The 18599-nt window shown below is 72.2% G+C and carries 14 protein-coding genes and 1 tRNA gene; 11 read left to right on the forward strand and 4 right to left on the reverse strand.

What is annotated here, in order from left to right; all coding sequences use genetic code 11:
* Positions 1-37: 37 nt before the first annotated feature.
* Complete coding sequence (locus tag ACZ3YL_RS03825; RefSeq protein WP_465655156.1) at positions 38-970, reverse strand: phosphorothioated DNA-binding restriction endonuclease; 933 nt, start codon at positions 968-970, stop codon at positions 38-40.
* Positions 971-1267: 297 nt separating this feature from the next.
* On the opposite strand from ACZ3YL_RS03825, the gene ACZ3YL_RS03830 reads away from it, so the two are divergent.
* A complete protein-coding gene (locus tag ACZ3YL_RS03830) occupies positions 1268-1873 on the forward strand; it encodes a hypothetical protein (protein WP_465655158.1) in 606 nt (201 codons plus the stop codon).
* A 466-nt stretch (positions 1874-2339) separates the two neighbouring features.
* A complete protein-coding gene (locus tag ACZ3YL_RS03835) occupies positions 2340-2483 on the forward strand; it encodes a hypothetical protein (RefSeq protein WP_465655159.1) in 144 nt (47 codons plus the stop codon).
* A gap of 21 nt (positions 2484-2504) precedes the next feature.
* Here the strand turns inward: ACZ3YL_RS03835 and ACZ3YL_RS03840 are convergent.
* Positions 2505-2579, reverse strand: a tRNA-Leu gene (locus ACZ3YL_RS03840).
* 425 nt (positions 2580-3004) lie between these two features.
* Here ACZ3YL_RS03840 and ACZ3YL_RS03845 point away from each other — a divergent pair.
* The 6 genes from ACZ3YL_RS03845 (at position 3005) to ACZ3YL_RS03870 (ending at position 10554) form a co-directional block, all read left to right on the forward strand.
* On the forward strand, positions 3005-4465 hold the full coding sequence (locus ACZ3YL_RS03845; RefSeq protein WP_465655161.1) for an acyl-CoA dehydrogenase family protein: 1461 nt from the start codon (positions 3005-3007) through the stop codon (positions 4463-4465).
* A 225-nt stretch (positions 4466-4690) separates the two neighbouring features.
* Positions 4691-6580 (forward strand): amidohydrolase, encoded by a 1890-nt coding sequence (locus ACZ3YL_RS03850; RefSeq protein ID WP_465655163.1) that lies wholly within the window; start codon positions 4691-4693, stop codon positions 6578-6580.
* 83 nt (positions 6581-6663) lie between these two features.
* Positions 6664-7743, forward strand: coding sequence for an MBL fold metallo-hydrolase (locus tag ACZ3YL_RS03855; protein ID WP_465655165.1), 1080 nt, complete (start codon positions 6664-6666; stop codon positions 7741-7743).
* Positions 7744-7931: 188 nt separating this feature from the next.
* The gene (locus ACZ3YL_RS03860; protein WP_188302016.1) at positions 7932-8735 is read left to right on the forward strand and encodes an alpha/beta hydrolase; all 804 of its coding nucleotides are present in this window, start codon (positions 7932-7934) and stop codon (positions 8733-8735) included.
* Positions 8736-8826: 91 nt separating this feature from the next.
* Positions 8827-9834 carry an alpha/beta fold hydrolase gene (locus ACZ3YL_RS03865; RefSeq protein WP_188302017.1) on the forward strand — a complete coding sequence of 336 codons (1008 nt, stop codon included), beginning with the start codon at positions 8827-8829 and terminating at the stop codon, positions 9832-9834.
* Between the two features lie 42 nt (positions 9835-9876).
* Positions 9877-10554, forward strand: a complete 678-nt coding sequence (locus ACZ3YL_RS03870; protein ID WP_188302018.1) for a YoaK family protein — start codon at positions 9877-9879, stop codon at positions 10552-10554.
* 48 nt (positions 10555-10602) lie between these two features.
* Here the strand turns inward: ACZ3YL_RS03870 and ACZ3YL_RS03875 are convergent, their stop codons facing one another.
* Complete coding sequence (locus tag ACZ3YL_RS03875) at positions 10603-13425, reverse strand: helix-turn-helix transcriptional regulator (protein ID WP_188302019.1); 2823 nt, start codon at positions 13423-13425, stop codon at positions 10603-10605.
* Between the two features lie 186 nt (positions 13426-13611).
* Positions 13612-14349 (reverse strand): hypothetical protein, encoded by a 738-nt coding sequence (locus ACZ3YL_RS03880; RefSeq protein WP_465655168.1) that lies wholly within the window; start codon positions 14347-14349, stop codon positions 13612-13614.
* 424 nt (positions 14350-14773) lie between these two features.
* Between ACZ3YL_RS03880 and ACZ3YL_RS03885 the strand changes: the two genes are divergently transcribed.
* The 3 genes from ACZ3YL_RS03885 (at position 14774) to ACZ3YL_RS03895 (ending at position 18599) form a co-directional block, all read left to right on the forward strand.
* Complete coding sequence (locus ACZ3YL_RS03885) at positions 14774-15721, forward strand: TauD/TfdA dioxygenase family protein (protein ID WP_188302021.1); 948 nt, start codon at positions 14774-14776, stop codon at positions 15719-15721.
* A 30-nt stretch (positions 15722-15751) separates the two neighbouring features.
* Positions 15752-16951 (forward strand): ROK family transcriptional regulator, encoded by a 1200-nt coding sequence (locus ACZ3YL_RS03890; RefSeq protein ID WP_188302022.1) that lies wholly within the window; start codon positions 15752-15754, stop codon positions 16949-16951.
* An 85-nt stretch (positions 16952-17036) separates the two neighbouring features.
* On the forward strand, positions 17037-18599 hold the full coding sequence (locus tag ACZ3YL_RS03895) for an ABC transporter substrate-binding protein (protein ID WP_188302023.1): 1563 nt from the start codon (positions 17037-17039) through the stop codon (positions 18597-18599).

The following is an 18599-nucleotide window of genomic DNA, read 5'->3' on the forward strand; positions in this document are numbered from 1 at the left end:
ACGGTCAACGGCTGAGGGGGCAGCGGATCGGGCTTCGTCAGCCCGCATGGGCCGGGGTCAGGGGCTCCCGGGGTTCGCCCCGGAAGACCTGCGCGGCATGCCACTGCCGGTGCCGGCCCGCGACCGGCGGAACCCCTGCCTGCGGGCCGATGACCAACCGTCCGGCCAGCCCCAGCACATGCTGCCTGCTGGCCTCGCTGCGTCCGACGAAGCGCTGTGAGACGAGTATGCGGCGCCCCTCCCCCAGGCCCAGGACGCCCTTGTCGAAGAGCTTGTGGTGCAGGGAGCACAGGCACAGGCCGTTGTCGACCTCGTCCGGCCCGTCGTAGGACCACCAGCGCACATGCGCGGCCTCCAGACCGACCGTGCTCGCACCCAGCATCCCGTCGTAGCCACAGAATGCGCACTGGAACTCGTAGGCGGTCAGGACCAGTTCACGCATTCGCCGGTCCCGCTGCCGTCGCGCCGCCCGCTCAGGTGCGCCCAGGCTGCTTCCGGTCACACTTCCGGTCTCGGCCAGGTCCAGGTCGAGTCCGACGGCTTCACACAGGTCGGTGTGCAGTGACGGCGGGAAGTGGAAGTCCAGGACCACCCGCGCCAGACGACCCAGGAGCGCCGGCTCCTTCCTCAGCGCCGTTCGCAACTCGGGTACGAGCCTGCCGGTCGCACCGCTGGCGCGGAGGACCCGCACCCCGCTTCCAGGGCTCCCGGGCCCGTGGTCGGTCCTGACCTCCCACACGCCGTCACTGACCAGATGGTGAAACGGGTACGCCGGAGTCGTCGGATGCGACGGCCCGTACTCTTCGAGCAGCCGCTTCAACTCCTCCTCGACAGCGCTGTACCTCAGTTCGCCATCGGCATCGCGCTGGAAACTGCCCAGCGCGTACAGCAGCAACAGCGGTTTGTGCGGCGCCCGGACATCGTTGTTCGTCCACCGTCTCAGCTTCGCCACCCGCTCCAGCCAGTCCATGGCCGCCTAGCGTATTCCGGGGCACCGACACCACCTCAGCCTCAGTCCCCCGCAGGACACCGTCCTCGGCGTCGGCGTCGGTGCCGGTGTCGGCGTCGGTGTCGGTGTCGGTGTCGGTGTCGCCCACAGAAGGTTCCCGAACTCCTCCCGGAGATCCCCAGACCAATCCCGGGCCTCACTACGTGCCACTACCTGGTCCGTGCACCATGAGATCCCCCAGTGCGCCCTTGATCCACCGTGCTGTTCAGCGGACTGTCGGACCCTGAAGGTCGTAGGACGATCGATCGGGGGATTCTCATGTCGGATGCAGACTCCGCCAGTCCGTGGGCACGCACGGTCTTCGGCTCCCTGGCCACCGAGGTCGCGGCGATCGTGCCTGCATGCCTTGTCCGAGCCCACGAGCGAGCCCAAGGTGGCCATAAAGGTGTTCACACGCAGACGCTCGAAGCGTACGGACACGGGCTGTATGCCGCACAGTACGAGGAACTATCGGCCGGCCTCTCTCGGCTTCCCGGCATTGAGCTGGTCCGCCTCCAGGCGCGCACCATCGCCGTGGTCGCCGGCCATCTCATCTACCCTTACCGGTACGCGAAGAAGGACGTGCCCGTGACTGCCGCCAGACTCCGCAGCGCCTCAGGGATTCGCGCCGACCTCCTGCGCAGGCACGGCCCCGACCCACGCCAGGGAGAACTGGACCTCGGCATCGACCTGCCGGACGAGGACGAGCCCCACGCGGATCTCGCGCGCCTCTCACCGGACACCAAGCTCGTCCTCGTCGCCTACGCCTGCTCCCTGGCCGACGGCGTGGTCCGCCTCGAATGGGGATCCGCAGAACTTCACCGCGAAGACCGATCACTGATCTGGCACCACCACGAGCCCCTGCCCATCCCGCGACAGCACTGACGGACGGCCTCCCAGCAGGTCGCTGCTGGGAGGCCGTCCTCATCGCAAGTCGATCTGGTAACGCTCACTTGCGCACCGCCAAGGGGAACGCCCTGTTCACCGCAGCGCACGGTGGCGGGTGATGGCGGAGTGATGGCAGCTCAAACGCCATGCTCGGCCGGCTTCCTTCTCCCAACGCTGGGAGCCATCGTGGGTCCAGGCTCTCCTGGCTGGCGGTAACCACGTGGCTGTCCCCCCTGACCGTGGTCGGATCTACCGGCGCTGCGGCTGCCGCGACGCCAGCGGAAAACAGTTCGGTGCGCGGTGCCCGAGCCTCAACCACTCAAGTCGCCATGGCTCCTGGGGCTACGCCTTCGACGTGCCTTCGACCGGCGGGCGCCGTCGGCAGCGGTGCCGCAGCGGCTTCCGTACGCGCCGGGCCGCGCGCGAGGCGTCGGAGCCCGCTCTCGAGTGTGAGCGCACCGGGTTGGATCTCGACGACGACCTGACGGTGGCCGGGTATCTGACCGGTTGGCTGCGGACCAAGGAGGACGTACTCCAGCCCACCACCTACGCCCGCTACCGCCATCACCGTTCACCGGAACGAGAACAGCAGGCCTGTCATTTCTGACAGACCCGCTGGTCACATACGTCGGGACGACAGGATTTGAACCTGCGACCCCTTGACCCCCAGCGGTCGAAAGGGGGTGACGGCCAGTCCGTCCAGTCCAGAAACCGCAGGTCAGGGCCTGCCGCATCCAGGCCGCATGATGCCTGATGACACTCCATGACACCCAGTCCGTGAGAAGCGCGTGAGAGGTGACGACCAAACCGAGGCCGTGGATTCGGCGCGGGCAAGCGCGGGACGGGTTGTCCCTGTTCGCACATCCGCTGGACGAAGCGTCGCACGGTTCGGGCGCTGACGTGGATGCGCCGGGCGGCGGGTTCGGATGCGGGTCTTACAAGAGCCGCGCCGGATGACCGCCGACCTGGGCACCTCAATGCCGTTGCAGTCCGCCCCCGATCGGTGAAGCTCTGTCGCCGCCCGTAGGATCGCCGGACCGACATCCGCGCCGCCCGTTCGCCGGCCGCCGCGGACCGTACGGAATGGTTCCGAGCGCTCGAGTCGGACTTCCGGGAACGGATGGAGACATGACTGAACCTGCGGACGCCGTCGCGTCCGTTGCGGTCCTCGCGTCGCTTTCGACGGAGGAGTTCATCGCTGGGGTCGAGGCGGCCGCCGTGCGGTTCGACGCGGCGACCTACCCGCAGCGGGAGTTGCCTGCGGAGGACTGGCTCGGGCTGACGGGGGTGGGTGTGCTGCTGCCGGTGCTGCCGGTCGAGTACGGGGGCCGGAACAGCCACGTCGAGATGTGCCGGGTGGTCGAGGTCCTGGCGGAGCGGAACCTGGCCGTCGCCGTCTACACGGCGATCGTCACCGGACTGGCGCTGCGGCCCGTCGTGTTGTGGGCCGGGGAGGAGGCCAAGCGCGAGGTACTGCCCCTGTTCGCCGGTCCGGTGGCGCCGACGGCGGGGTTCGCCTCCACCGAGCCCGGCTGCGGCTCGGCCATGTCTGGCCTGACCACCACCTTCGAGGAGGTCGAGGGCGGCTACCACATCCGCGGCCGGAAGCACTGGCAGGCGCTGAGCGCCACCGCGTCCTGGTGGGTGGTCGTCGCCAAGCGGGACGGCGACAGCGGCCGCGAGTACGGGTGGTTCGTCGTCGAGCGCACCGACGGGTTCCGCACCTCGCAGCGGTACGAGGCGCTGGGCCTGAAGGTGATCGACTACGGGGTCAACGAGATCGACGCGTTCGTCCCCGCGCACCGGCGCATCGACGTCGGGGCGGGGAACCTGAGCTCGATGGTGGACATCTACCTGTCGGGGCGCGCGCTGATCGGCGCGCTGGCATGCGGCTTCCTGCGCCGCGTCGCCCGCGAGGCGCGCGCCTACGCCGATGCGCGTCGCATCGGGCGCTCACCGCTGTCAGCGATCGGGTTCGTCCGCTACCGGCTCGCAGCCATCGACAGCGCCCACACGGTCTGCACGGCGCTCAACCACTACGTCCGGACCCGGCTGGACCTCACGTCCGACCTTACCCCAGCGTTCCCCTTCATCCTGGCCGTCAAAGTCGTCGCCACCGAGCTGATGGTCAGCTCCGCCAACCACTACCAGCAGCTCGCCGGCGGTGAGGGCTACCGGAACGGCTCGCCGACCAACATCGCCGCCCAGGCGTTCCTGGACTCCCGGGTCTTCACCATATTCGACGGCACCAACGACCTCCTCAGCCAGCAGCTCGCCCGGCACTGCCTGGACAGCGCAGACGGCCGCTCCCTCAGCACCTTCCTGGCCGCCTGGGCGCCGACCGCGCCGGCCGTCTCGGTGCACGGCCTCGACCTGCGGTTCCTCGACGGGGAACTCGCCCAGGAGCACATGGTCCTGGCCGGCCGGGTGATCGCCGACACCTTCGCCGCCTCCCGCGTCCTGCAGTGGGCCACCGAGACCGGTGCCGACGCCGACCTGGCCCACCGGGCAGCCGCGTTCCTCAGGGCCGACATCGACCGCGTCCGCGTGGAGTTCGACCTCCTGGGGCGCCTCGGGGCCGGCGCCTGAACCGTGCTCCGCCGACCTCTCCCGGGCGGCGCAGCGCAGTCGGTGCGGTGATCGGCCGGTGCCGCGAGCTGCGCCGCACCACGGCTCGCCAAGGCTTCGCACCGGGGCTGGTCCCCAGGCTTGCCACGCGCCGACGACCTGTCAGGACTGGGGTCTTTCCACGGTTCGAATGGACCGGGCTCGGTGCTCTGCTGTGGGTAGCACCCATGGCGGCAAGGAGCTCCGATGACATCGATGCCCGTGGCCGGCCTGCGGCCCGGCCTGGGAGACGACCGCGCTGATCTGGTCGTCCGCAACGCGCGGATCCACACCGGGGACCGGCGACGCCCGACGGCCTCGGCGTTGACGGTGCACGGCGGGCGGATCGGCGTGGTCGGCGACGACCGGGACGTCGCGCCCTACCTCGGGCCGGACACCGTGGTGGTGGACGCGCAGTACCGCAGGGTCGTCCCCGGGCTGAACGACTCGCACTGCCACGTCGTCCGCGGCGGCCTGCACTTCGTCCTGGAGTTGCGGTGGGACGGCGTGCCGTCGCTCGCGGTGGTCCTCAGGATGCTGCGGGAACAGGCCGCCCGGACTCCGGCCGGCCAGTGGGTCCGGGTCGCCGGGGGCTGGAGCGTCGAGACGGTCGCCGAGCACCGCCTGCCCTCGCCCGCCGAGTTGAACGCGGCAGCGCCCGACACACCGGTGATCATCACGCACCTGTACCAGTCCGCCGTGCTGAACCGGGCGGCGCTGCGCGCAGCGGGCATCACCCGCGACAGCCCGAACCCGGCGGGCGGGCAGATCGTCCGCGGCCACGACGGCGAGCCGACCGGGATGCTGATCGCCGCCCCGGCCGCCGGACTGCTCTACGCGACGATCGCCAAGGCCCCGGTGCTCAACCCCGCGCTACAGAAGGCCTCCACCGCCCACTTCCTGCGCGAGCTGAACCGGTTCGGCCTGACCTCGTTGGTGGACGGCGCCGGCGGGTTCCAGGACTTCCCGTCGGGCTACACGGCCGTCACGGAGCTGGCCGCCGCGCAGGAGCTCACGGTGCGCATCGCCTACCACCTGTTCCCGCAGACCCTCGGGCAGGAGGTCGAGGACCTACGGCGCTGGGCCACCCTGGTCAAGCCCGGCGACGGGGACGAGTGGCTCAGGTTCAACGGCGCCGGCGAGAACCTCGTCTGGGCCGCCACCGATTTCGAGAACTTCGCCCAGCCGCGTCCCGAACTGGGCCCGTACGAGGACCAGTTGGAGCAGGCAGTGCGGGTCCTACTGGAGAACGGCTGGGGATTCAGACTCCACGCCACGTATGACGAGACCATCCGCCGCGACCTCGCCGTCTTCGAGAAGCTCGCCGCCGAAGGGCTCTTCCCGGGACCGGGACGATGGCTGTTCGACCACGCAGAGACCGTATCGCCGCAGAGTCTGGACCGCATCGCGGCGCTCGGCGGGTCGCTGGGGGTCCAGCACCGGCTGGCGTACCAGGGCGAGACCTTCGCGCGCCGATACGGCGCCGCCGCAGCGGCGGCCGCCCCGCCGCTCGGCGCGATGCTCGAACGCGGGCTGCACGTGGCGGCCGGTACCGATGCGACCCGGGTGTCCACCTACAACCCCTGGGTAGCCCTGCACTGGCTCGTCTCCGGGCGCACCGTCGGCGGCCTGCGCACCCGTTCGGCAGCACACTGCGTCAGCCGGGAGACCGCGCTGGAGATGTACACCGCCGCCGGCGCCCGGCTCACCGGCGAGCAGGAGATGAAGGGCCGGCTCAGCCCGGGCTTCCTCGCCGATCTGGCGATCCTCACCGACGACTACTTCACCGTCCCCGAGCAGGACATCCCACTCATCGAAGCCGCCCTCACCGTCGTCGGCGGCCGGATCGTGCACGCGGTCGGCGAGTTCGAGGGCCTCGCAGTGCCCGCGCCGCCGGTCGAACCCGACTGGAGCCCGCTGGCCCACTTCGGCGGTTACCAGGCCGGCCTGCGCCGGGTCGGCGACGGCGCGCGCCAGGCCGAGTTGCTGGGCCAGGCCGCCGCCGACTCCACGGAGCAGCTGCGCCGGTCCGGTCGGCGCGGGGCCGGTACCGAGGCGGACGCCGTCCTTCGGGTGTCCGACCCCTGCTTCGAGTGATCCGCCCCGAGCGCCTGACGCCCCCCTCCGCTCGGCACGACCGAATCCGACCCGATCGCGGACCGATCCCGAAAGGCCACGCCATGAGCCACCCGATGAACACCCCGGCGAACCGCCGCGCCCTGCTGCGCACGGCGGCCGTCCTGCCCGCGGTCGCCGTCGCCGGCACGGCCCTGGGCGGTGGCACGGCGGCCGCCGCCCAGGGCACCGGCACCGACCTGCCCGACTTCGCGCCCGTCCCGCTCGCCGCGAAGGGGCCGGCGATCAACGACGCGGGCTACTACGTCGGCCGGATCGACGGGAACCTCCACTGGGTCACCGACGGGTACTACCAGGCGATGTTCCTCAGCACCCGGGAAGGCGTCGTCCTGGTCGACGCCCCGCCGACCATCGGGCACAACCTGCTGCGGGCGATAGCCGACGTGACGCGGGCGAACGGCCGGCCGTCGCAGGTCACGCACCTCGTCTACTCGCACTCCCACGCCGACCACGCGGGCGCCTCGTCGATCCTGGGCAAGGACGTCGTGCGGATCGGTCACGCCGAGTGCCGGCGCCTGCTGCTGCGCGACGGCGACCCGAACCGTCCCGCGCCGACTGTCACCTTCAAGGATCGTTACACGGTGGAGGTCGGCGGCGAGCGTCTGGAACTGGCCTACCACGGCCCCAACCACAGCCCGGACAACATCTTCGTCCACGCGCCGGAGCACCGGACCCTGATGGTCGTCGACGTCCTGTACCCGGGCTGGGTGCCGTTCAAGAACCTCGCGGTCTCCCAGGACATCCCGGCCTGGCTGCGGGCGCAGGACATCGCCATGGGCTACCCCTGGCGGACCCTGGTCGGCGGTCACCTCGGCCGGCTCGGCGTGCGCGCGGACGGCGACCTCCAGCGTGCCTACACGGCCGACCTCGAAGCCGCCGCCCGCGCCTCGATGGACCTGGACCCCGGGCCGTACTTCGCGAAGTACGGCCCGCAGGGCAACTCCTGGGCGATCTTCAAGACCTACCTCGACGCGGTGGCGGCGCAGGCCGCCGCACCGGTGATCGCCAAGTACAACGGCGTCCTCGCCGCAGCCGACGTGTTCACGCTCGACAACGCCGCAGCGATGGTCGAGTCGCTCCGGATCGACGCCGGGATCCTCGGCCCGTTCAGCACCCGCCCCTGAGGACCGGTCGGCGCTCAGCGCCCCGAGAACCGGCCCGACTCACCGTCGCCTCCGGCCTGCTAGCGCCCTGCCCGGCACGAACAGGCCCAGCACGACCAGGCCCAGCACGACCAGGCCCAGCACGACCTGGCCCAGTACGACCCGACCCAGTCCCGCCCGATCCCCTTCCCGAGAAAGGGCACTCGGCCATGACCAGCCCGACCCCCGTCCTCTTCATCCACGGCCTGTGGCTGCACAGCACCTCCTGGCAGCCGTGGATCGACCTCTTCCGTGCCGAGGGCTACGCCCCGTCGGCGCCCGGCTGGCCCGGCGACCCGGACACCGTGGAGGAGGCCCGGCAGAACCCGGAGAGCATCGCCGACCACGGCATCGACGACGTCGTCGAGCACTACGCGACGATCATCCGCGGGCTGGGAGCGCCGCCGGTCCTGATCGGCCACTCCTTCGGCGGCATGATCGCCCAGAAGCTCCTCGGCCAGGAACTGGCGGCGGCGGCCGTGGCGATCGACGCAGCCCAGATCAAGGGCGTCCTGCCGCTTCCGCTGTCCGCGCTGCGCTCGACGCTGCCGGTGTTCAAGAACCCTGCGAACCGGCACCGCGCGGTGTCCCTGACCACCGAGCAGTTCCGCTTCGCGTTCGGCAACGCGCTGAGCGAGGAGGAGTCCGACGGACTCTTCGAGCGGTGGACCATCCCGGCGCCGGGCAAGCCCCTGTTCGAGGCGGCCGCGGCGAACTTCGACCCCCACTCGCCGGCCAAGGTCGACACCGCGAACTCCGGACGCGGCCCGCTGCTGCTGGTGTCCGGCGGCAAGGACCACACCGTCCCGGAGTCGGTGACCCGCGCCACGCTCAAACAATACCGGCACTCCGAGGCGGTCACCGAGTTCCTGTCCTTCCCCGGCCGCGGGCACTCGCTGACCGTCGACAGCGGCTGGCGCGAGGTCGCGGAGGCGGTGCTGGCCTGGCTCCGGCGCCAGGGCCCGACGGCCTGACCACCCGTCGACGGCGGCACGACCGCCGCCCGCCCGACCCGGCCCCGCCAGGGGCCGCCGACCCTCCGTCACCCGCCACCTGGAGCACTGAGTGAGACTCCCCCTGCCCGGAACCCGCAGCCGCCGTCGACTGCTAGGCGCGGCCCTGGCCGCGGCCGTCGCGCTGAGCACGGCGACGATCAGCGCCGCCGCGGGCCCCACGACCGCTTCCCCTGCCACCGCATCCGCCGGTGAACGGATCCCCGCGGGGTTCACCGAACACCGCGCCCGGGTCGCCGGCATCGGCCTGCACTACGTGACCGGCGGCCACGGGCCGACGCTGGTGCTGCTCCACGGCTACCCGCAGACCTGGTACGAGTGGCACGGCATCATGCCGGCCCTGGCCGAGCACTACACCGTCATCGCCCCGGACCTGCCCGGCGCCGGGCAGAGCGACGCGCCGCCCTCGGGCTACGACAAGAAGACGATGGCCGCCGAGCTCCACGCGCTGCTGGTGTCGCTCGGCAAGGACGACGACGTGCGGATCGTCGGTCACGACATCGGCACGATGGTCGCCTACTCCTACGCGGCGCAGTACCCCGCCACCGTCGAGAAGCTGGTCCTCAGCGAGGCTCCGATCCCGGACCTGAGCATCTACCAGATCCCGTCACTGACCGAGCGGGGCCCTGGGGTCTGGAACTTCGGGTTCTTCAACCTGACCGACGGCCTGCCGGAGAACATGATCCGGGGCCGTGAGGTCAGCTGGACCGCCGGCTTCATCGGCGGGTTCGAGGGCGTGCCGGGCGCGGTGAGCCAGGACGACATCCGGGTGTTCGCCCACTACCTGCGCGACCCCGCCCACCTGGCGGCGAGTCTGGCCTGGTTCCGGGTGTTCCCGCAGGACATCCGGGACAACGCGCAGTTCCAGCGGACCCCGCTCCCGATGCCGGTGCTCGCCATCGGCGCATCGGGCAGCCTCGGCAGCGCCGAGGGCGAGCAGATGAAGGCCTACGCCTCCCACGTCACCGGCGTGACCATCCCGAACTCCGGCCACTGGATCTACGAGGAGCGCCCCGAGGAACTGACCGCCTTGCTGCTCGACTTCCTCGGCCGCTCCTGACCCCGACGCCGCGCCACCCCCGACGCCGAAGGAGAACGCCCAGTGCCCGCCCCCCGCAACCACGGCCCGCTGCCCGCGCTGCTGCTGGCCCTTACGGTGGCGACCGGGCTGGTCGACGCCGTCAGCTATCTGGTGCTCGGCCACGTCTTCGTCGCCAACATGACCGGGAACGTCGTCTTCGCCGGCTTCGCCCTCAGCGGCGTCGACGGAGTCTCGTGGAGCGCGACGTTGCTGGCCCTGGCAGCCTTCGGCGCCGGGGCGTACCTCGGCGGACGCCACGTCGGTGGCAGCAGCACGCATCGCGGGCGACTGCTGGCGCTCTCGACCGCCGCGCAGTGCGCCGTCGTCATCGGGGCGGCCGTGCTGGCGGCGCTCGCCGACCCGGGGCGGCGAGCGGTCCAACTGGCCCTCGTCACCCTGCTCGCGGTCGCGATGGGGATGCAGAACGCCGTCGTGCGGCGCCTGGCCGTGCCCGACCTGACCACGACGGTGCTCACACTGACCACCGCAGGCCTGTTCGCCGACCGGACCAGCGCCCGCGTCCGCGGACTGCGCGTCGCCTCGATCCTGGCGATGGCCGCGGGCGCCTTCGGGGGCGGGCTTCTGCTGCGGCACGCCGACGTGGCGGCCCCGTTGTGGACGGCCGCGGGGCTGCTCGCCGTCTGTTCGGCCACCGCCGACCGGCTCAGCCGCGCACGGCACGCCGGAGTCTGGCACTGACCCGGTCCCGGCGCGGTGCGACGTGGTGTGGCGTGGCGTGGTGCGGCGCTACGGAACGTGCGCCGGGTTCGCACCGGAGGTCGCCGAACCGTCGGCGAGCGCGCCCTGGCCGAGTGCGGCGGCGATCTTCCGCCGCGAGGTGATGCCGAGTTTGCGGAACACCTTGTTCAGGTGGAACTCGACCGTCGAGGTCGTGATGAACAGCCGGGAGGCGATCTCGGCGTTGGTCAGTCCCGACACCGCCAGCAGCGCCACCTGGCGTTCCTGGGGGGTGAGGTCGAGGCTGGTCCCCGGCACGCGCCGGCGCGCCGTCTCCCCGGTCGCGAGCAGCTCGGTCCGGGCCCGTTCGGCGAACAGTGCCGCTCCCCCGGTCTCGAACAGCTCGTGCGCGGCCCGCAGGTGGGTCCTGGCCTCGGCGCGGCGCCTGCGCCGCCGGAGCCACTCGCCGAACAGCAGGCGTGACCGGGCCTGTTCCGCTGCCAACGGCACGCGCCCCAGCAGATCGACCGACTCCGCGTACCACTTCTCCGCCTCGGCGTCCTCGGCCACCAGCGCCCGGCACCGGGCCAACAGCCCCAACGCCCACGGCGTCCCGGCGAGCAGCGCACGTTCCTCGAGCCGCTCCAGCGCGCGGGTCGCCGTGCGCCGGTCGCCGGTGCGGACGGCGGCCTCGATGAGCAGCGGCAGCACCTGGTTTCCCTGTGACGGCGCGTCCTCGCGACAGACGGTCAGCGCATGACGCAGCGCCTCGTCGTAGCGCCCCCCGCCGAGCTCGAGAACGCAGAGCGCGTGGAGCGCCAGCTGGCGCAGCAAGCCCAGGCCGTAGGTCCCGGCGACGGCCTCCATCATCGCCACGGCGGCGCGTGTCTCGCCCTCCCGGCCCGTCCACGCGTACAGCAGGGCCCTGCGCAGGTCCCCGTGGGTCGTCAGCCCGATCGCGGTGGCGTAGTCGTCGGCCTCCGCGTAGAGCGCCTCCGCCGCGGCCGGCCGCCCGTTCCAGATCTCGGTGTACGCGAGGTCCGACAAGGACAGGCTGAGGCCGTAGAGCGCTCCGTTGCCGCGGTCCACGGCCGCCAGTCGGCCGACGATCTCCACGTACGCCCCGATGTCCCACACCTCGGTCGCCGCGATGCTCACCATGGCGCTGAACGGACTGGCCATGTTGCGCAGTTCGGGCGCGGAGCGGAGCCGGGCCAGGGCTGCGCGGAGCACCGTCACGCTGCTCCGGTAGCCGCTGGCCGACCGCAGGCTCAGTCCTTCGATCAGCCCCGTGGGGCTCCAGGCCTGATCGTCGGGCTCGGGCGGGGCGGCCGTCACGGCCCGGGACACCGCCGCCGAGGTCGTGCGGTAGACGGGCCCTCCGGCGATGACCGCGGCGTGCACGGCCTCGTAGAGCAGCTCCCGGGTCGTCCGGGGGTCAGCGTCGCCGAGTTCGGCCACGGCGTCGAGCATCATGGCCGGGACCCGGTCGATCCGGATGTTGAACAGCTCGATTGAGGCGCGCATCCGCAGCGCGCGGGCCCGGGTGGCAGGACGGTCGAGGGCGGGTACGGCGAGGTCGAGCAGCGGTTGCACCGCGGCGTGGTCGCCGGAGGCCTGGTGGGCCTCGGCCGCGGCGAGGTAGCGCTCGGCGCGCCGGGCTGGGTCGGTGGTGAGTTCGGCGGCCCTGGAAAGGAACAGCGCCTGGGCGGAGTAGCCGCCCCTGGACCGGGCCCAGTCCGAGGCGGCGTCCAGGTCCGCCGCGGCCGAGTCGTCGGGTCCGAGGGCCGCCTCGGCCCGGTGCCAGGCACGCCGGTCGGGCACGCGGGCCGGGTCGCTGGCCGCCGCGAGCGCGGCGTGGACCCGCCGCCGGTCGTCCCCCGAGGCCGCCGCGTAGACCGCCGACCGGATCAGCGGGTGCCGGAACCCGCCGCCGGCCCCGTGGTTGAGGATTCCCGCGTCGACGGCCGCGGTGGTGGCCCGGGCCGGCAGGCCGAGCACGCCTGCGGCCTGCCACACCACCGCCATGTCGTCGGTCGGCGCCGCTGCCATCAGCTGGAGCAGCGTCCGGGTGTCGGGGGGCAGCGCGGCCACCGACTGCCGGAAGTGCTCCTCCAGTAACCTGCCCACCGGCAGCGGCTCGGGCACCGGCGCGACCCCGGCGAGCTGTTCGGCGCCCAGGTTCGCGCCCAGTTCGATGAGCGCCAGCGGATTGCCCCCGGTGCCGGCCACGATCCGGTCCGCGACCGCGGTGTCCAGGTGGCCGGGCACGGCGAGGGCGAGCAGGTGCCGGGCGTCGGCGGCGGGCAGTCCGTCGACCCGCAGATGCGGCATGGCCTCGAAGAGTGTGCGGCCGCCGGGGTCGTCCCTGGCCGCGAAGATCAGGCCCAATGAGTCGGCGTGCAGTCGCCGGGCGACGAAGGCCAGCGTCTCGGCCGATTCCCGGTCGAGCCAGTGGACGTCGTCCACCAAGCAGAGCATCGGCTGCTCGGAGGCGACGTCGGAGAGCAGAGTCAGGGCCGCGAGGGCCACCAGGAGCCGGTCCGGTGGGGCGGCGTCGGCCAGGCCGAACGCCGCGTTCAGCGCGTCCCGCTGCCTGGTGGGCAGCCGGTCGACGCGGTGCAGGTGCGGGCGCAGCAGGCGGTGCAGCGCGCCGTAGCCCAGCGGCTGTTCGGCCTCGACGCCGACCAGCCTGGTCAGCTCCATGCCGGCGGCCAGGGCCGCCGCGTGGTCCAGCAGCCGCGTCTTGCCGATCCCGGCCTCGCCCACGAGCACCAAGGCGCCCCCGAACCCGTCGCGCACCGCGTCGAGCAGCTGTCCGATCACCTCGCGTTCGGCCAAGCGGCCGACCAGCGGCCGCACCGCCCCGGTTCGCGGCCCGCGCCACGCCATGGAAACCCCCTCGTCCTCGGAACACCGACCGGGGGAACACTAGACGCACCAGCATGAGGCGATCGAGCGTCACGTGACGGCGCATCGACGCAGGGTGCCGGCCACCGTGCGCAGCTCGGTGCGCGAGACGACGCCGAGCTTGGGGAAGATCCGGTGCAGGTGTGAACCGACCGTCCGGTAGGACAGCTAGAGCCTCTCGCCGATCTCACGGTTGGTCAGGCCGCCGGCCGCCGGCCGGACGATCTGCAACTCGTGCGGGGTCAGCCGGTCGTGCACGTCCGGTGCCCGGCCGCGACTGGTCTCACCGGCCGCCCGCAGGTCCCGGCGGGCCCTCTCTCCCCAGGGGATGGCACCGAGCGCGTCGAACATGTCGCGGGCGGTGCGGAGGTGGTCCCGGGACTCGACGCTGCGGCGGCGGCGCCGCAGCCACTCGCCGAAGGCCAGGTGGGCACGGGCCCGGGCCAGCGGCAGGGCGCTGAGGTCGGTGCCCAGTGCGGCCTCGAAGAGCGGCTCGGCGTCGCCGTCGGCCGCGACCAGCGCCCGGGCCAGGCGCAGATCGGCGCGCAGGGCCGGGGCCGGCGTCAGTTCGGCCACCGCCGCGAGCTCCGCCACGATCGGCAGCACCGCCGCTGTGCGTCCGCAGTGCGTCGCAACGTCGACCAGGCCCAGGGTGGTGCGCAGCAGGCCGATGTGCACGCCGACGACAGCGGTCGCGCTGACCGGCAGGTCCAGCGGCACGGGAGGGCGGCCCGTCTCCCGTGGGCCGGGCGCGCCGGGCAGTTCGACCAGCTGCTCCACGGCGGCGAGCCGGGCGGTGAGCCGCGTGACCGTACCCGCGGACAGGCCTGTCAGCTCGGCGATGCGATGTCTGGGGAGGGGGCCGTGGGCGAGCACGGTCCGGACGACCGCGGCGGCGTTGCGCATCGGGAGCGCTCCGATCGGGGCGGCGGGGCGAGGTCCGCCGAGACCCTGGCGGACCTGAATTTCAGTCCGCAAGTTAGTCACCGCGCCGTACGGCCGGCAAGGCCGGTGCCCGGTTCCGGCATCCGTTCGCCATCCGCCGCAACATTGCCGCAATACCCGCTCCCACCAGGCGGGATGAGCTTGACACCGGGTGCCGGCCCTCCACACGATGAGCCCATCACACCGGAACCGCGACCGAAGGAGGGACGATGACCGCCGCCGTCTGCCGTGCCTGTCTCCTCTCCTGTCGCCGCCCGGTTCCCGTCCGTCTCTGACGGACCCTCATCAAGCTGACTGACTTTCAGTCAGCTCCTTCCTCTCTGCCGCCGTCGCACACGTGCGCCGTCCGCCGTCCTTCCCCTCCGCAAGAAACCGAGGTACCGCCATGACCACTGCCGTCGAACTGCGTCTGACTCCGGCCGCCGGCCGCATCGGGGCGATCGTTCACGACGTCCGCCTCGGCGGCGACCTGCCCGCCGAGACCATCGCCGCGATCGAGGCCGCCCTGTACCGCCACAAGGTGCTGTTCTTCCGCGGTCAGCAGCACCTGGACGACGCCGGGCACGAGGCGTTCGCCCGGCTGCTCGGCCACCCGGTCGGCCATCCGACCGTCCCGAGCGCGGACGGACGGTACATCTTCGAGCTGGACGCCACCAAGGGCGTACGCGCCAACAACTGGCACACCGACGTGACGTTCGTCCCGTCCTACCCCAAGGCGTCCATCCTGCGGGCACTGGAGCTGCCGGAGGCGGGCGGCTCGACGGTCTGGGCCAACACCGCGGCCGCGTACGACGACCTGCCGGCCCCTCTGCAGACCCTGGCGGAGAGCCTACGGGCGGTGCACACCAACGACTACGACTACGCGGCGAGCCTCGCGCTGACCCCCGAGCTGGCGGAGAACAAGGAGGTCGCCGAGCTGTTCCGCCAGGTGTTCGTCTCCACTGCATTCAAGACCGAGCATCCGCTGGTGCGGGTGCACCCGGTGACCGACGAGAAGAGCCTGCTGCTGGGTGCGTTCGCCCAGCGGATCGTCGGGGTCCCGGGCCCCGACAGCAAGGCGCTGATCGCGCTGTTCCAGCGCTACGTCGAGCGGCTGGAGAACACGGTGCGCTGGGACTGGCAGGTCGGCGACGTGGCGATCTGGGACAACCGCGCGACCCAGCACTACGCCGTCAACGACTACGGTGACCAGCCGCGCCTGGTCCGCCGGATCACCCTGGACGGCGACCTGCCGGTCGGCGTGGACGGCGTGCCGAGCCGGCTGCTGGAGCCGGCCGACCCGCCGGCGGTGCCCGGCCTGGTGCCGGCCGAGCAGCTCGAACCGTCCGTCTGACGCCTCCGTACGCTCCGAAAGGTCCCGTCGATGCCCGCCACGGTCCGCCCCGTCCCCGCCCGCACCGGGGACGACCGGCGGGACGTCAATGCCGCCGCCGTGCTGCGGACCGTGCTGGACCACGGGCCGATCGCCCGCAGTCGGGTCGCCGCGCTGTCCGGACTGAGCCCGGCCGGGGTGTCCCGGCAGGTGACCGACCTCCTCCGGCTCGGACTGCTCTGCGAGCGGCCGGAGTTGACCGAGAGCGGGGCCGTCGGCCGGCCACAGTTGCCGGTGGACGTCGACACCGAGCGGCTGGCCGTGGCCGGCCTGCACGTCGGGGTGCCGTTCTCCACGCTGTCGCTGCTCGATCTGCGCGGCAACGTTCTGGCCCGGGAGCAGCTCGACAACCGTGGCCGCACGGGCCGGGCGGTGCTGGATCCGGCACTTGCCCGGCTGCCGGCGTTCCTGGCCGCCGCGCCGGGCGGGCGGTCCGTGGTCGGGCTCGGCGCGGTCACGGGCGGCTCGGTCGATCCGGTGCGCGGGGTGACGGTGCGCCACGCGCCGCTGGACTGGTGCGAGGTGCCGCTGCGGGCGCTCCTGGAGCGGGCCACGGGGCTGCCCGTCCAGGTGGACAACCATGCCCGGGCGCTGGCGCAGTCGGAGATCCTCTTCGGGCACCCGGCCGCGCGGCGCAGCCTGGTGCAGCTCTTCGTGGGCCATGTGGTGGACGCGGCTCTGGGCGTCGGCGGCCTGGTGCACCTGGGGCCGCAGTCGGCTACCGGCGACGTCGCGCACCTGCGGGTGGCCGGCAGTCGGGCCCGGTGCTGCTGCGGGCGGCGCGGCTGTTTCGCGGCCGCCGCCTCGGACACCGCGCTGTACCGGGAGGCGGCGGCCGCCGGGATCATCCCGGTGCCCGAGCGGGGCGAGATGATCGCGGCGGTGCGCGCCGGGGATCCCCACGCCGACCGGCTGGTGCTACGGCGGGCTCGGCTGATCGGGCAGGTCGTGGCGCTGCTGGTCGACGTGGTCAACCCGGACCTGGTGGTGCTCACCGAGACTTTCGCCCTGATGGACGGCCGCTATCTGGAGGCGATCCGCACCGAGGTCCTCCGCCGCTCGCACCTGTGCCAGGACGCCGGGCTGGTGATCACCCAGCAGCGCGGTGCCGACGCGCTCGCCGTGGCTGCGGGGGCGGTCGTGCTCGGTGCCCTGTACCGCAGCCCGTTGCAAGCCCTCGCCCGAGCCTGACAGCCGCCCCCACCCCCGCGCCCACCGCGCACTCCCTTACTTCCGCTGCGAAAGCAACTAACCATCCCCGGAAGGGGTCTCTGCCATGACCGACCACCTCGTCTCGCGCCGCGCCCTGCTCCGCGCCTCCGTCGCCGGAGCCGGCCTGCTGACGCTGGCGGCCTGCCGCTCGGCCGCCGACGGCGCCGGCGACGCCGCCTCGGCCGCGCCGCGCCGGGGCGGCACCCTCACCGTCGCCTCCGGCATCGACTTCACCCCGAGCCTGCTGTTCGCCCAGTCCGCCAACACCCTGGTCCAGCGGCTGGTCTTCAACACCCTCACCAGGTACGACAATGAGCTGCGGCCGCAGCCAGAGCTGGCCACCTCCTGGCAGGTCGCCGAGGACGGCCGCAGCGTCACCCTCAAGCTCCGCGAGGACGTGGTCTTCCACAACGGCCGGAAGTTCAGCGCGGACGACGTCGTCTTCGCCGTCAGGAACCTCCAGAACCCCTCCCGATCCGCCCAGTTGAGATCCACCGCGGCCGCCGTCACCGACTTCCGGAAGAACGGCGACCACGAGCTGACCCTGACCCTGGCCCACCCGGTCAGCAACCTCTTCGACCTCTTCGAATTCATGATCATCGCCGATGAGGCCACCGTCGAGGACGCCGTCGCCGGCAAGCAGCTGATCGGCACCGGGCCGTTCCGGTTCACCGAGCGCAAGCCCGGCGCCTCGATCACCTTCACCCGCAACGACCGGTGCTGGCAGCCCGAACGCCCCTACCTGGACGGCGTGGAGATCCGCGTCATCCCGCAGTCCGACTCCCTGCTGTCCTCCCTGAAGACCGGCCAGAGCCACCTGTCGTACGGCGTCCGCGGCAAGGACGTGGCCACGCTCAAGAACGACCCGCAGTTCCGGATCACCCAGTACGACACCGGCGCCGGCGCCTACTACATCGGCGTCAACGTCACCGCCGAGCACGTCGGCGACAAGCGCGTGCGGCAGGCCATCGCCTGGGCGGTGGACCGCGAGCGACTCGTGCAGCAGGCACTCGGCGGGTACGGCCTCGCGTCCTCCGCCCCCTGGCCCAAGTCCTCCCCCGCCTACAGCGCGGCAGGAGCCACCCGCTACCGCCACGACCCGGACAAGGCACGGCAGTTGCTCAAGGAGGCCGGGCTCGGACCGATCACCCTGCCGTTCGCGCACTCCAACGACCCGGGCGGCACCGCGATCGCCCAGATCCTCCAGTACGACCTCCAGCAGGTCGGCATCGAGACGGTCCTGCAGCCCACCGACTCACCGACCATGCAGAAGCAGCTGATCTCGCAGACCATGCCCGCGCTGTGGACGCTCAGCCACGGCTTCGCCCAACTGCACCCCGCCACCCTGGCGGTGAGCGCGTACCCGTTCAACGAGGCGAAGAACAGCTCGCACTTCAGCTCCCCTGCCTACACCGACATCGTGCAGCGCGCATGGAACCGCGCGGACAGCGACAGTGCCGAGGCCAAGGCGCTCTACCAGCAGATCACCGATGTCCTGCTGGACGAGGAGTTCGTCATCGACCTCGCGATCGCCGGGCAGGTCGAGGTGGCGGGCGCCAAGGTGCGCGGCGCGACCCTCAACAAGTTCAGCTACCTCAACCTCGACGACGCCTACCTGGCGGCCTGA

This window comes from Kitasatospora sp. NPDC023176, assembly GCF_055560495.1.